This window comes from Caballeronia mineralivorans PML1(12), from assembly GCF_001028175.1.
GTDB lineage: Bacteria > Pseudomonadota > Gammaproteobacteria > Burkholderiales > Burkholderiaceae > Caballeronia > Caballeronia mineralivorans.
This window is the reverse complement of sequence record NZ_AEJF01000154.1, coordinates 23,591-37,455: the sequence shown is the minus strand read 5'-3', so window position 1 is coordinate 37,455 and position 13,865 is coordinate 23,591. Positions and strand designations below refer to the sequence as shown.

Here is a 13,865-nt window from a genome sequence, read left to right as displayed (position 1 = left end):
CCGCGACGCCGCCCGCGCCCTCCGCTTCGTTACCCGGTTTGCGCGTGCCGGCTCCGCGTCCAACGCCGCCCGATGTAGACCGTTCGGACGGGACCACCGCCAGCGGGCCCGTTCGGGCGCAACCGGCGCATATGCCGTTTTACGTCGCGACCAAAGGCCAGGTCACTATCTACGTGCTTGGCACGCTGCATGTCGGTTATGCCGACGACTATCCTGCCAGTCAGCCTTTTCGCAAGCCGATCCTCGGCGCGCTCGATGCATCGCCCGTTCTCGCGCTGGAAGTTTCCCCCGACGATCTGCTGGATTCGGAAGAAGAAGTCAGCAAGTACGGCACGTGCCGGGAACCGTGCCTGTCGCGCGCGTTACCCGATACGTTATGGAAAAAGCTGGAGGCACGCATGCGCGGAAACCCCGCCATGCTCGCCGATATCAGTAGATCGCGACCGTGGCTGGCGTCGATGCTGGTTGAAACCGTCGATACCCTGAAGGCCGGATTCCAGACCGAGTTCGGTACGGAGACGCAATTGCAGAACGTGTATTTGCGGCCGCGCGGGCGGGTGGTCGGGCTCGAGACGCTCAATGAACAGATATCTGCGTTCACGCGGCTCACGCAGGCGCAGCAGCGGGAAATGCTCGCGCAGGATCTGGTGCAGACGCCGGCGGAGAATGTCGCCGATGTGAAGGAGCTGCACCGGTTATGGCGTATCGGCGACGCCGATGCGCTCAAGGCCTGGGATGATGCCAAGACGGAGAAACTGGCGCGATCGAAGCAGCTTGCCACCCAGATCGATAACCGCGTGGTGGTCGACCGGAACTATCGGTTCGCGGCACGGATGGTGGCGATGGCCGCGCCGAACAAGCCGGTTTTTGTGGCTATCGGCGCGTTGCATCTTGGGGGGAGAAGGGGGCTGCTGGCGCTGCTGAGACGGCGTGGGTTCGTGGTGGAGCCGGCTTGAACCCACGCCTTCGCAATCAAACAAACTCAAATAAACATCAGCCAGTTCAGCAAAAAGATATTCACTACCAGCAAGGACAACGCCGTCGGAATCTGAACCTTGATCACTGCGTTTTTATCCGGTAACTCAAGCAGCGCCGCGGGCACCATGTTGAAGTTCGCAGCCATTGGCGTCATGAGCGTGCCGCAATAGCCGGAGAACATGCCGATCGCGACCATAGTCGCAGGGTTGCCGTGGAATACGCCGACCAGGATCGGTACGCCGACACCGCCTGTCATCACCGGGAACGCCGCGAAGCCGTTGCCCATGACCATCGTGAAGAGCGCCATGCCGATGCAATACACGGCCACCGCGACCAGGCGGTAATCGAGGTTCACATAGGCCGTGGTCACATGCGCGACCGCCTTGCCCACGCCCGCGTCCGAAAACACGAGGCCCAGCATGCCCAGCATCTGCGGAAGCACGGCGGCCCACGAAAGCGCATCGACGAGACGACGCGTTTCTTTCATCGATTGCCCGACGGTATCGCGCGTCATCACGCAGGCCACGCCCAGCGCGACGATACAGCCGATGCCAAAACCCATCAGTGTGACGTTCTTCGGATCGAGCAACGGCTTGCCGCCGAATGCCAGATAACTCGCGCCGAGCGTGAGCACCACCGTCACCACGGGGATGGTCAACGCCGGCACAAACAACTTGTTGCCCAGACGCTTGGCGCTTTGCCGGCGGGCTTCCTCGGAGAGCATTTTCGGCTTGCCTGCCGTGACGCCGCCGAAGCCGGCGATCAAGGCCATCGCGACAACCAGCACACCGACCACATTCACCGGCAGCCAGTCGCCAATCAGGAAAATCAGCGCATACACGAGCCAGAATGTTCCAGCGGTGAGGCGGCGCGGATGGGTCTTGTCGACGTAGATCATGCCGGCGACGATCACCAGCACAATGCCGAGCAGATAGAACAGATAGTTGAGCGTGAGTGTCATGCGGTTTCTCCGCGAACGTTTTTGGTCAACGCGCCGAGTTCGCGATTCAGCCGTCGATCGAGCAGCCAGAGCCGGAAGCCGTGGATCAGGAACGCACAGATCGCGGTGGGGATGCCCCAGACGGCCACGTGCAGCGGTTCGACCACGATGCCCGCTTCCTTCAGGAAGGTCGTCATCAATACGATCGCGCCGAACGCAACGAAGATGTCCTCGCCGAAGAACAGGCCGACGTTATCGGTGGCGGCGGAGTAGGCGCGCAGCTTGAAGCGCGTTTCATCGGAGAGCTTGCCGAAGCGTGCTTCCGCTGCGCCTTCGGCCATCGGCGCAAGCAACGGCCGCACCATTTGCGGATGTCCGCCGAGACCGGTCAGCCCGAGCGCCGCCGTCAACTCGCGAATCAGCAAATAGACGATCAGCAGACGTCCCACCGTCGCCGCCTTGATGCCCGAAATCCAGATTTGCGCGCGCTCACGCAGACCATGCCGTTCCAGCAAACCGATCACGGCCAGCGGCAGCAAGATGATGAGCGGGATGTTGCGCGTCTTGAGGAAGCCCGTACCGATCGCGGTGAGGATGCGATCGATGGGAAAGTGCGCTGCAAGCCCGGTGATGATGGCGGCAGCGGCCACGATCAGCATCGGATTGAAGCGCAGGATAAACCCCACGATGATGACGGCCACACCTATCAGTGGCCATAGGTTGACAGCGGTTCCCATAAGATCTCCAAGTGATCGGGGTAATGCCCCGGTAAGGGCTTCTTCCGCCGCTGGACGCACCGCTTGCTTTGAGCGGAGCGTGCCATTGGCTTGATGAAAACGGCTCTATGGCCGCTTACGAAAACGCCCCGCAACTACGCGGGGCATTCAGGTTCTTGAGGCGCCGAAAAAAGTCAGTAAGCGCGCCAATTATTCGATGCGAAAAACGCTAAAGCTCGTTCTTCAAACTTCGGCCGCATGCGCCGCGCGAACTTCGATGCCCGCCGTCTCGAGCGCCCCGCGAATACGTTTAGCGAAAGCGAGCGCGTGCGCGCCGTCACCGTGAAGACAAACCGTCTGCGCATTGATCGACACCCATTCGCCGCTGACCGCCTGGACGCGGCGTTCCTTCGCCATCGCCAGCGTTCGCGCAAGCACGGCTTCCTCGTCATCGAGCAACGCGCCGGGGTCTTTGCGCGGCACAAGCGATCCATCCGCCCGATACCCGCGGTCCGCAAAAACCTCCTCGATAGCGACCATGTTCGCCTTGCGCGTGGCATCGACCAGATTGCTGTTCGCCAGCCCGAACACGAGCAGCGACGGATCGAAGTCATGGATTGCTGCGACGATAGCCTCTGCGATTTCCGGATTCTTCGCGGCCTGGTTATACAGCGCGCCGTGCGGCTTCACGTGCGACATCCGGCCGCCTTCTGCCTTCACGATCGCAGCCAGCGCGCCCAACTGGTACAACACGCCCGCGTAAATTTCCGACGCGGGAATATCCATCTCCTTGCGGCCGAAATTCGCGGGATCGTTGAAACTCGGATGCGCGCCAATGGCGACACCCTTCGCGACGGCCCAGCGCACGCAATCGCGCATGGCGGTGGCGCCGCCCGCATGCCAGCCGCAGGCAATGTTTGCGGAGCTCACCAGATCGAGCAGTGCTTCGTCGGAGCCACAGCCCTCGCCAAGATCGGCGTTCAGATCGATTTCCATCTTCGTTCCCTGTTCACTTACCGGCCGAGGCGTTCCGCGTGCATCGCGATAGCCGATTCGACCTGTTTCACATACATGCGCTCTTCCGCCAGCGCGTGACGCGCGGCTTCCACCGTTGTTTCGATAAAGCGCACACCGCTATTGAGCCGCGCTTGCGCGAGCTTCCACAGGTCGGCTTTGATCACCGAGCCTATTTTGGGATAACCGCCGGTGGTCTGGGCATCGCCCATCAGCACGATCGGCTGACCGTTCGGCGGCACTTGAATCGTGCCGGGCAACACGGCGTGGGAGAGCAGGTCGGCTTTATCGCCGCGCTCCAGCACCGTGCCGGCGAGCCGGAAACCCATGCGGTTGCTGTTCGGCGTGATAGTCCACTCCTCGTTCCAGAAGTCGCGCTGCGCTGTCTTCGTGAAGGTGTCGTATTCGGGACCACGCAACACGCGGATCGGCAGCGACCACGAATTGCCCGGCGTGTGTTTGCCTCGCCGCACCGGTTCTTCCACATACACGAACTTGCACCACGCAGGCGCTTTCACGCCAAAAGCCGTTCCCGCCGATGAAAACACCGTGCTCTTGTTCGGCTGCGGCACGCCGGTGGCCAAACGGTCGCCGTCGCGCAACGCTCGGCCGCCGAGACCGCCGAAACAGGCGCCAAGGTCGGTGCTGCGGGAACCGAGCATCGGCAGGACGTCGATACCGCCTGCCACGCACACGTAACCGCGCATGCCGTGCCTGGCGCCACGCAAGGTCAGTTCCTGGCCGGCCTGGACCGGCAGGCTCCACCATGAATAGACGGGTTTGTCGTCTAGCGTGGCAGCGAAATCCGTGCCCGTGATCGCCACGCGCGTGGCGCGCGTGAAGCGCAGGGTGGTCGGTCCGAGCGTCAGTTCGATACCGGCCGCATCGGGCTTGTTGCCCACAATGCGGTTGCCGATTTCCAGCGACAACGCGTCGAGCGCACCGCCCGAACTGACACCGAGGTGCCGATACCCCGCGCGCCCGAGATCCTGCACGGAGGAGAGCATGCCGGCGCGAATGACGTCGATCATGCGAGCACCTCCAGCGCGGTGAAGCGAACGTGATCGCCGGGTTGCATCAGCGTGGGCGGGTTGCGGGCGGGATCGAAGAGCTTGAGATCCGTGCGTCCCAGCAGTTGCCAGCCACCCGGCGACACCGCCGGATAGATGCCCGTCTGCTCCCCGCCGATACCCACGGATCCCGCCGGCACCTCCAGCCGCGGTTTCGGATGGCGCGGCGCGTGCAGTTTGGGATCGAGGCCGCCAAGGTAGGCAAAGCCGGGCTGGAAACCGAGGAAAAATACGATGTAATCGGCTTGCGTGTGGCGCTTCACGAGTTCATCGATGCTCAGGTCCAGCAGCTTCGCCAGCGGCGCCAGATCGGGGCCATCGGGGCCGCCGTAGCGCACGGGGATCTCGATTTCGGCGGTGCCCACGTCGACTCCCGTTGCTTGCTCCCACGCGCTTTTCAGTTGTTGCGCCAAGCCTTCGGGATCGGCCTGAAGGGGATCAAAGACGAGCGTGAGGTTGTTCATGCCCGGCACGACTTCCACGACATGCGGCCACAAGCGCGCCGCGTCGGCGAGCGCCCACATGCGGCGCTGGCATTCGAGCGTGGCGGGCGGCGGCGCTTCGCAGACAAGCGCGGTGTCGCCGAGTGGATGAATTTTGGGTGGTGTCATGCTGGGCTTTGCCGGTAATCGAGCGCGCTGAAACGAAAGGCGAAAGCAAGCCGTCTCGATGCAAACTCGGGAATGTACATTGTCAATAATTTATCGACAAATTATCAATAAGAATTTATGCGTAGCCGTGAATTTTCTTTCAATACGCTACACTCGCCGACATATTGTTCCGTATAGATATCCATGCCCCGTCATCCGACCAAGATCGTTTCGTCCGAGCATCTCGTCTCTGAAACGAGCGCCGAGTTGTCCGAGTTCGAGTACGGCCTGATCATGGCCGGCAATGCGTTCAACCGCTGGATGGTGCGATGTATGTCGGCGGCGGGCGCGAAGGACATGACGGCGGTGGAAGTATCGCTGCTGCATCATGTGAGCCATCGTGACCGCAAGAAAAAGATTGCCGATATCTGCTTTGTTCTCAATATAGAGGACACGCACGTCGCGAGCTATGCCATTAAGAAGCTGATGGCGCGGGGGTATGTGAAGAGCGAAAAAGTCGGCAAGGAGGTGTTCTTTTCCGCAACGCCGGCGGGGCGGGAATTGTGCGGGAAGTACCGGGAGGTGCGCGAGAGTTGTTTGATCAGCACGTTAAAGGAGAGCGGCCTGACCAACGAGCAGATAGGCGAGGCGGCGCAACTGCTGCGCAACACATCCGGTCTCTACGATACTGCGGCGAGGGCCGCAGCTTCGTTATAGGATTTCGCTCGCACTTTAAAGCGCGAGCGAAACACCCAACCTAGTAAACCGCCGACTCGGTCACGATGGCCCCGAGCGGCAAGTCATGTTCCCCCCTCGGCAGGGAATCGCATTTCGCGGATTCAAAAGCCACTCCGATCGTAGCCGGCGGCTTTCCCCCCGGCCAATCCGCCAACGTGCGGTCGTAATACCCGCCGCCATATCCCAGCCGATACCGATCGGCATCGAAACCCACACACGGGATCAGCAGCAAATCCGGCACAACCACACGCTCTTCTTCCGGCACGGAAATGCCATAGCGGCCTTTCTTCATCGCTGACTTCGGCTGCCACGCATGAAAAACCAGCGGCGCCCGAGGCGCAATCACCACCGGCAACGCCGCCCTCCGCGATGCATCCAGCGCCAGCCAGACAGCCAGCGCATCACGCGCATCGAACTCTCCGGCAACCGGCCAATAAAAGCCGATGCATGACGCCTTGGGATATCGCGCGATCTCTTGCATCAGACGCCGCGCAAGGGCTTCACCACGTGCTTCATGATCGGCTCGAACGCCTTGTGCTTCGCGGGTTGCGAGCAGGTTTGCACGCAGTGCGCTTTTGGTTTCCAGCAGAGGGTTGCGTGCTATGCTTTGCATCACTTCGCGCTCCAGAAATAACGATGTCAAAACGTCTCAAACGAGTATATCTCGCAGCCGCAACCGCGCTCGCTGCGATCACGCTGATCGGATGCAGTACCGCCTCCGCCGTGCGTCCGTCAGCCGATTATTCGCTCTCGCCTGAGGACCGCATCTTCATTCAGTTGCGTGAAGCCGCGCGCAATAACGACGCTGGCCGCGCCATGCAACTCGCCGCGCAAATTCCGAATTATCCGGCGCCGGGTTATATCGAATACTTCACCATCAAGCCGCAACTCTTCGACGGGCCGGGCCATGCGCGAGTAGACGCACCCGATGAACCCGTCCTCGCATTCCTGCAGCGCTACGACGGCCAGGCGATCGCCGACCGGATGCGCAACGACTATCTGGTCGTGCTTGGCGCGCGTCGCGACTGGCGCAATTTCCTCGATCAATACTCGCGCTTCGTGCTGAACGACGACACGCAGGTGAAATGCTACGCGCTTGAAGCGCGCGCGTCGCGCGGAGAAAACGTGGCGGACGCCGCGCGCGCATTGCTCGTCGATCCAAAATGGTACGGCGATGGTTGCGTCGACCTGATCAACGCACTGGCAGTCGCGCAGCAATTCACATCGGACGATGTCTGGCAGCAGATCCGTCTTGCCTACGAGCAAAACTATACGAACACCGGCAGCAAGATCGCGGACGCGCTCGGCCAGGTGCGCCCGGATCAAAGCGTCTTCGACACCGCCGCCAACACACCGCCGCTCTATCTCGCACGCGGCGTGGGTCGCGACTCGTCGTCGCATCAACTCGCGCTCGTCGCCATCACGCGCATGGCGCGCAACGATCCGGCCATGGCCGCGGCATCGTTCAGTTCGGTTGCGCCGGCGCTGACGCCGTCGGAACGGGCTATCGGCTGGGGCACGATTGCTTATCAGGCAGCAGTGAAGCGCATGCCGGGCGCGGTGGACTGGTATCGGCTCTCGGTGAATGCAACGTTGTCGAATCCCGCCTACGAGTGGCGCACGCGCAGCGCGTTGCTTGCCGGCGACTGGACCATGGTGCGCTGGTCGGTCGAACAAATGCCGCCCAATCTGCGCAATCAGCCCGCATGGGTCTACTGGCACGCACGCGCACTGAAGCAAGCCGGCGATACCGCCACGGCCGCTCAGGAATTCACGAGCATCGCCGATCAGTTCAACTTCTACGGTCAGTTGGCGTCTGAAGAACTCGGTCAGAAGATCACGGTGCCGCCGCGCACGGTCGTCACCGACGCCGAAATTGCCCAGGCTCAAACGGTCCCGGGTTTCGCGCTGTCGCAGAAGTTCTACGCCATGAACCTGCGGCTCGAGGGCAACCGCGAATGGAACTGGCCGTTGCGCACCATGACGGATCGGCAATTGATCGCCGCCGCGCAGTACGCAAAGCGGATCGAATTGTTCGATCGCGCAGTGAACACCGCCGACAAAACCAAGACCGAGCACGATTTCTCGTTGCGGTATCTGGCGCCGTATCGCGATGTTGTCGAGCGTGAGTCGAAGAACACGGGACTCGATATCGAATGGGCATACGGCCTGATTCGCCAGGAATCGCGTTTCATCATCAACGCGAAGTCTGAAGTGGGCGCGGGCGGCCTGATGCAACTGATGCCCGGCACCGCGCAACTCGTGGCGAAGAAGATCGGCATTGGACCTATATCGCGTGAGCAGATGAACGACCTGGACACGAACATCCTGCTCGGCACGAATTATCTGGCGATGGTCTACAACCAGTTCGACGATTCCGCCGTGCTAGCAACCGCCGGTTACAACGCCGGCCCGGGACGCCCGACGCAGTGGCGTTCCACACTCGGCGCACCGGTAGAGGGCGCGATTTTTGCTGAAACCATTCCGTTCACCGAAACCCGCGATTACGTCAAGAACGTGCTCTCGAACACCGTGTATTACGCGGCACTGTTTGAAGGCCGTCCGCAATCGCTGAAAGCGCGGCTCGGTTATATCGCGCCGTAAGCGTTCTGCAACGAGACTCGCCGCGCGTTTCGCTTTTCCGGTCGACACGGTCAGCCGGAAGCCAAGCGCGGCACCGCCGCCCTGACGCTTTCGCGCGCCGCCACTTATAGAGGCGAACATGCGACATCAAACCATTGCGTTGATCGGCGGATCAGGGTTTATCGGCAGTCATCTGGTGAATGCGCTTGTCGAGCTTGGCAAGAACGTGCGGATCGCCACGCGGCGTCGCGAGAACGCGGCCCATCTGACGCTGCTGCCCGTGGATGTGATCGAAGCCAATGTCTACGATCCCGCCCAGCTCGCCGCCTTCGTTTCCCAAGCCGACGCCGTGATCAATCTGGTCGGTATCCTTCAAGGCAAGCGCGGTGTTCCTTATGGTCCGCAATTCGCCAAGGCGCACGTCGAATTGCCGAACAAGATCGTTGCCGCGTGTCAGGCGAAGGGCGTGCGGCGCCTGATCCATATGAGCGCGATCGGCGCGGATTCGAACGGGCCGAGCATGTATTTGCGCTCGAAAGGCGACGGCGAAAAGGCCGTGCGCGAATCGAATCTGGCGACGACCATCTTTCGTCCGTCCGTGGTGTTCGGTCCCGAAGACAACTTCCTGAACCAGTTTGCGTTCCTCGAACGCATCTTCCCGGTGATTCCGCTGGCGTGTTCGCAGGCGAAGATCCAGCCGATTTTTGTCGGCGATGTTGCCAAGGCATTTGCTAATGTGCTCGATCTCGATGCGGCCAGCGGCCGTGTGTACGAGCTTGCCGGCCCGACGGTGTACACGCTCGAAGAACTGGTGCGATTCAGCGGCGCGGCGATCGGCAAACACGCGCGGATTATTCGTTTGCCCGACAGCCTCGGCCGTCTTCAGGCGATGTCGCTGGAACTCGCGCCCGGCGAACCCATGATGTCGCGCGATAATCTCGATTCCATGAAAACGCCTGCAGTGGCAAGTGGGCCGATGGCGCCGGAACTTGGTATCGAACCGGCGAGCATTGAAGCCATCGCGCCGATGTATCTCACGGGATCATCGACGCGTTCGCGCTTCAATACGTTTCGCGCATCCGCCGGGCGTTGATTTTTGCTAGTTGTTCAACCTTAGATATTCGCGATGAAACTCGTTATTGGTGACAAGAATGTGTCCTCGTGGTCCATGCGGCCGTGGCTCGTGCTCAAGCACTTCGGCATTCCTTTCGAGGAAATCATGATCCGCCTCGCGCGGCCGGATTCCTCCGCGAATATCCTCGCGCATTCGCCGTCGGGGAAAGTGCCTTGCCTCGTAACCGATGCAGGCGATGCCGTGTGGGAATCGCTTGCGATCATGGAGACGTTGGCCGAACTATTCCCGCAGCACGCCATGTGGCCTCGCGACGCCGGCGCGCGGTCGCACGCGCGCAGCATCAGCGCGGAAATGCACGCCGGTTTCTCCGATCTGCGCGAGCAAATGTCGATGAACATTCAGCGTCAGGCGTTTGGCCAGGAGTTGACGGCGGGCGCGCTGGCGAACGTGAAGCGAATAGAGGTGATCTGGCGCAACTGCTTGACTGCGCACGGCGGCCCGTTGCTGTTCGGCAATGAATTCGGTATCGCCGATGCGATGTTCGCGCCGGTCGTCATGCGCTTCAATTCCTACGCGCCGAAGCTGAGCGAAACGGCGCGGGCTTACTGCGCAAGCGTCACGGCGCTGCCGGTGGTGGCCGAGTGGATAGAAGGCGCACGGAAAGAACGATGAACATCTACGCCGTGGGCGGCGCGATCCGCGATGAAATGCTCGGCCTGCCGGTTCAGGACCGCGATTACGTCGTGGTCGGCGCCACACCCGAGCAGATGACAGCGCAAGGCTTTAAACCGGTCGGCAAGGATTTCCCCGTGTTTTTGCATCCGCAAACGCACGAGGAATACGCGCTTGCGCGGACCGAGCGGAAGACATCGGCGGGATATCACGGCTTTCAGTTTTTCTACGCGCCCGACGTAACGCTGGAAGAGGATCTCGCGCGCCGCGATCTGACCGTCAACGCGATGGCCCGCGAAGTGCGACCAGACGGCGAACTGACCGGTCCCGTGATCGATCCGTTCAATGGCCGCGCCGATCTCGAAGCACGTGTGTTCCGGCATGTGGGCGAGGCGTTTGTCGAAGATCCGGTGCGGATTCTGCGCATCGCGCGGTTTGCGGCGCGGTTCGAGGATTTCACTATCGCCGAGGAGACGCTTGCGCTGATGAAGCGCATGGTCGCGGACGGCGAGGTCGATGCGCTTGTGCCCGAGCGCGTGTGGCAGGAAGTGTCGCGCGGGTTGATGGAAAAGACGCCTTCGCGGATGTTCGACGTGCTGCGCGAGTGCGGCGCGCTCGTGCGGATTCTGCCGGAGGTGAATTCGCTGTGGGGCGTGCCGCAACGCGCCGACTATCACCCGGAAGTCGATACCGGCGTGCACGTGATGATGGTGTTGGATTACGCCGCCGCGCATGGCTTCACGTTGCCGGTGCGATTCGCCGCGCTGACGCACGATCTAGGCAAGGCGACCACGCCCGAGGATGTTTTGCCGCGCCATATAGGCCATGAAGGTCGTAGCGTCGATCTGCTGAAGCCGTTGTGCGAACGCTTGCGCGTGCCGAACGAATGTCGCGATTTAGCGACGCTCGTGGCGCGGGAGCACGGCAATATTCATCGCGTGATGGAGTTTGGGGCGGCTGCGCTGGTGCGCTTGCTGGAACGCTGCGACGCGTTGCGCAAGCCTGCTCGTTTTGCTGAAGCGCTACAAGCCTGCGTCTCCGATGCTCGTGGCCGGCTCGGTATGAGCCAGCAACCGTATCCGCAAGCCGAGCGTTTGCGCGAAGCGTTAGTGGCGGCGCGGTCAGTCGATGCCGGCGCCGTCGCGCTGCAGTACGCGAACGAGCCCGAGAAAATCAAGGGCGCGGTTCACGCGGCACGCGTGGCGGCGGTGGAAGCGGTGCTTTAAAGCGCTCGCGCGATCAGCGACAACACAATCGACAGCAAAATAGTCGACATGAACGGGAACGGATACTCGCGCCCGAACATCCGCAGCGTGAAGTCCCCGGGCAGCTTGCCGACGCCGAGTTTTTTCATCCACGGCAAACACGCCGAGAGAATCGACAACGCGATAAACGTGGTGAGTACCCAGCGGATCATGATTTCATAGCGTGTGTGAGCGGTCGCCGGACGAGAACGCCGCAAGCGTGTCGTCGATACCGCGCGAAAACGCGATCACCTTGAACAACTCGCCCATTTCCGCCTCCGATAACAACTTCTGAACGGCATTTGCTGCGGGCAGAAAGCGCCGCACGTCTGAAGGATCGAGATCGGAGAGCGCGTCGGTGATACCGGCATTCATCAGAAAACGCGCCTGCGACGTGAAGCCGAGCAGATCCGCGCCCGCTTCCGTGCCCGCTTCCGCGATGCCCGAAAACTCCACGTGCGCCGTGATGTCTTGCAGCCCGGGATACAAAAACGGATCGCCGTGCGCGCGGTGCCGGTAGTGACACATCAACGTGCCTTGCGCGCGTTGAGCGTGATAGAACTCGCGTCGCGGAAACCCATAATCGATGAAAAACGCCGCGCCGCGCGTGAGCATCGTGCAGATCGTGCGCGTGAACGCCAGCGCCGCCTCATGCGTTTCACTCACATATTCGATGAACGGCTCGTCGTTGACTTCATCTATCGTCTCGTCAATTTCGGCCAGCAAAGGGTCGTCCAGCGCGGCTAATAGCGGTTTGTCGTCGAAGGTGAAATGGTCGGTGATCCACGACACGCCGCGCTCATGCCACGCGCCGAGTTTGCGCACGACCAGCCGCACGGGCATGGCATCGAGCACTTCGTTGCCGATGACGACGCCTTCGAAATGCTCGGGCAGCGCGCTAAGCCATTTCACCTTCGACGCGAGTTCCGGCGCGTCAGCTTCAATCGTCGCGCGCTGACGTTCCTGCAATTCGCCCGACAGATCCACGATTGCGTAGCTATCGAAGGGGACGTCTAGCGCTTTCAACGCGTTCAGCAAACCGGCGGCGAGCTTCCCCGTGCCCGCGCCGAATTCCATCAAATCGCGCGTGCCGCTTTCCCGCAACGCCTGCGCGACCGGCCGCGCCAGCGTGGTCGAGAACAACGGCGACATTTCCGGCGCGGTGACGAAGTCGCTGCCGTCGTCGCCGCGCTTGCCGAATTTCATTGCGCCGCCGCTGTAATAACCGAGGCCGGGCGCGTAAAGCGCGAGTTCCATATACCGGCTGAACGGCAGCCAGCCGCCCGCCGACGCGATTTCCGCACGAATGCGTTCTGTCAGCGCCTCGGATTGCGCGAGCGCGTCGGGGCCGGGAGCAGGTAAACTGTCGGATTCGTGAGCTTTTGGATTCATTCCGGCATTGTAAATGAGCGTTTCTTCGTCCACTTCTCCTGATTCTTCCGCGCCGAAAACCCGCGTCGTGCTGGTCACCGGTGCGGCTAAACGCATCGGCCGCGGGCTGGCGCTGGGTTTTGCCGCGCGCGGCTGGGACGTCGCCGTGCATTTTGGCGGCTCTGAAGGGGAGGCGCAGGAAGTCGTCCAGTCGATCCGCGCGCTCGGCTGCCGCGCTGTCGCGCTGCACGCGGATCTCGGCGTGGAAAGCGACGTCGCGAGGCTGGTGCCGGCGTGTATCGACGCGTTGGGTGGTCTGCATTGCGTGGTGAACAACGCGTCGAGTTTTGTCGAGGACACCGCCCGGGATTTCAGCTACCCGCGCCTGCTCGAAATGATGGCGATCAATGTCGGCGCACCGTTGGCTTTGGCTCGTGCGCTTTACGACGCCACGCCGGACGCCGCCGTCGACGACGAAACCCTGCGTGGTTGCGTCATCAACGTGCTCGACCAGAAGCTGTACAACATGAATCCCGATTACCTGTCGTACACGCTCACCAAAGCGGCGCTGGAAAACGCCACGGTCGCGCTGGCGCAGGCGCTCGCGCCGAAGTTGCGCGTGGTGGGGCTCGCGCCGGGTCTCACGCTGCCATCCGCCGACATGACGCCGGCCGAGTTCGAGCTGGCGCATCGGGTAACACCGCTAGGCCGGGCTTCGCGCGTGGAGGATGTCGCCGCTGCCGCCTGTTATCTGGCGGACGCGCCGGGCGTGACGGGCACCACGCTGGTGGTCGATGGCGGGCAACATCTCGTGCCATCGCCGCGCGACATCATGTTTTTGACTGCGAATCGCGCTCCAGGCGACCGCTCTTAG

Annotated in this window: 15 protein-coding genes; 7 read left to right on the top strand and 8 right to left on the bottom strand. The window is 61.8% G+C overall.

What is annotated here, in order from left to right; translation table 11 throughout:
* On the top strand, positions 1-956 hold a 956-nt coding region (locus EOS_RS26240), incomplete at its 5' end, for a TraB/GumN family protein (protein WP_053064054.1).
* Between the two features lie 26 nt (positions 957-982).
* Here the strand turns inward: EOS_RS26240 and EOS_RS26235 are convergent.
* The 5 genes from EOS_RS26235 to pxpB all read right to left on the bottom strand — a co-directional run bounded on the left by EOS_RS26235 (position 983) and on the right by pxpB (position 5,329).
* Positions 983-1,939: a DUF979 domain-containing protein gene (locus EOS_RS26235; RefSeq protein WP_047895105.1), complete on the bottom strand. Its 957-nt coding sequence runs from the start codon at positions 1,937-1,939 to the stop codon at positions 983-985.
* Complete coding sequence (locus tag EOS_RS26230; RefSeq protein WP_047895104.1) at positions 1,936-2,655, bottom strand: DUF969 domain-containing protein; 720 nt, start codon at positions 2,653-2,655, stop codon at positions 1,936-1,938. Before EOS_RS26230 ends, EOS_RS26235 begins: the two co-directional genes overlap by 4 nt.
* Positions 2,656-2,877: 222 nt before the next feature.
* Positions 2,878-3,630 carry a 5-oxoprolinase subunit PxpA gene (gene pxpA / locus EOS_RS26225; protein WP_047895103.1) on the bottom strand — a complete coding sequence of 251 codons (753 nt, stop codon included), beginning with the start codon at positions 3,628-3,630 and terminating at the stop codon, positions 2,878-2,880.
* A 17-nt stretch (positions 3,631-3,647) separates the two neighbouring features.
* Positions 3,648-4,679: a 5-oxoprolinase subunit C family protein gene (locus tag EOS_RS26220; protein ID WP_047895102.1), complete on the bottom strand. Its 1,032-nt coding sequence runs from the start codon at positions 4,677-4,679 to the stop codon at positions 3,648-3,650.
* Entirely contained in the window at positions 4,676-5,329 is a 654-nt protein-coding gene (gene pxpB / locus EOS_RS26215) for a 5-oxoprolinase subunit PxpB (RefSeq protein WP_047895101.1), read from the bottom strand. The genes EOS_RS26220 and pxpB overlap by 4 nt, the downstream gene beginning before the upstream one ends.
* 183 nt (positions 5,330-5,512) lie before the next feature.
* Here pxpB and EOS_RS26210 point away from each other — a divergent pair, with 183 nt between their 5' ends.
* Positions 5,513-6,025 (top strand): winged helix DNA-binding protein, encoded by a 513-nt coding sequence (locus EOS_RS26210; RefSeq protein ID WP_047895100.1) that lies wholly within the window; start codon positions 5,513-5,515, stop codon positions 6,023-6,025.
* 40 nt (positions 6,026-6,065) lie between these two features.
* Here the strand turns inward: EOS_RS26210 and EOS_RS26205 are convergent, their stop codons facing one another.
* Positions 6,066-6,662, bottom strand: coding sequence for a 5-formyltetrahydrofolate cyclo-ligase (locus tag EOS_RS26205; RefSeq protein ID WP_047895099.1), 597 nt, complete (start codon positions 6,660-6,662; stop codon positions 6,066-6,068).
* Between the two features lie 20 nt (positions 6,663-6,682).
* Here EOS_RS26205 and EOS_RS26200 point away from each other — a divergent pair, with 20 nt between their 5' ends.
* The 4 genes from EOS_RS26200 to EOS_RS26185 all read left to right on the top strand — a co-directional run bounded on the left by EOS_RS26200 (position 6,683) and on the right by EOS_RS26185 (position 11,602).
* Positions 6,683-8,650: a lytic transglycosylase domain-containing protein gene (locus EOS_RS26200; RefSeq protein ID WP_047895098.1), complete on the top strand. Its 1,968-nt coding sequence runs from the start codon at positions 6,683-6,685 to the stop codon at positions 8,648-8,650.
* 118 nt (positions 8,651-8,768) lie between these two features.
* Positions 8,769-9,722 (top strand): complex I NDUFA9 subunit family protein, encoded by a 954-nt coding sequence (locus EOS_RS26195; RefSeq protein WP_047895097.1) that lies wholly within the window; start codon positions 8,769-8,771, stop codon positions 9,720-9,722.
* A gap of 33 nt (positions 9,723-9,755) precedes the next feature.
* Positions 9,756-10,376 carry a glutathione S-transferase family protein gene (locus EOS_RS26190; RefSeq protein WP_047895096.1) on the top strand — a complete coding sequence of 207 codons (621 nt, stop codon included), beginning with the start codon at positions 9,756-9,758 and terminating at the stop codon, positions 10,374-10,376.
* A complete protein-coding gene (locus tag EOS_RS26185; RefSeq protein WP_047895095.1) occupies positions 10,373-11,602 on the top strand; it encodes a multifunctional CCA addition/repair protein in 1,230 nt (409 codons plus the stop codon). The genes EOS_RS26190 and EOS_RS26185 overlap by 4 nt, the downstream gene beginning before the upstream one ends.
* Here the strand turns inward: EOS_RS26185 and EOS_RS26180 are convergent.
* Both EOS_RS26180 and EOS_RS26175 read right to left on the bottom strand, forming a co-directional pair.
* Positions 11,599-11,793: a DUF2905 domain-containing protein gene (locus tag EOS_RS26180; protein ID WP_047895094.1), complete on the bottom strand. Its 195-nt coding sequence runs from the start codon at positions 11,791-11,793 to the stop codon at positions 11,599-11,601. The genes EOS_RS26185 and EOS_RS26180 overlap by 4 nt on opposite strands.
* A 4-nt stretch (positions 11,794-11,797) precedes the next feature.
* Positions 11,798-13,012 (bottom strand): class I SAM-dependent methyltransferase, encoded by a 1,215-nt coding sequence (locus EOS_RS26175; RefSeq protein WP_047895093.1) that lies wholly within the window; start codon positions 13,010-13,012, stop codon positions 11,798-11,800.
* Between the two features lie 13 nt (positions 13,013-13,025).
* On the opposite strand from EOS_RS26175, the gene EOS_RS26170 reads away from it, so the two are divergent.
* Complete coding sequence (locus tag EOS_RS26170; RefSeq protein ID WP_047895092.1) at positions 13,026-13,865, top strand: SDR family oxidoreductase; 840 nt, start codon at positions 13,026-13,028, stop codon at positions 13,863-13,865.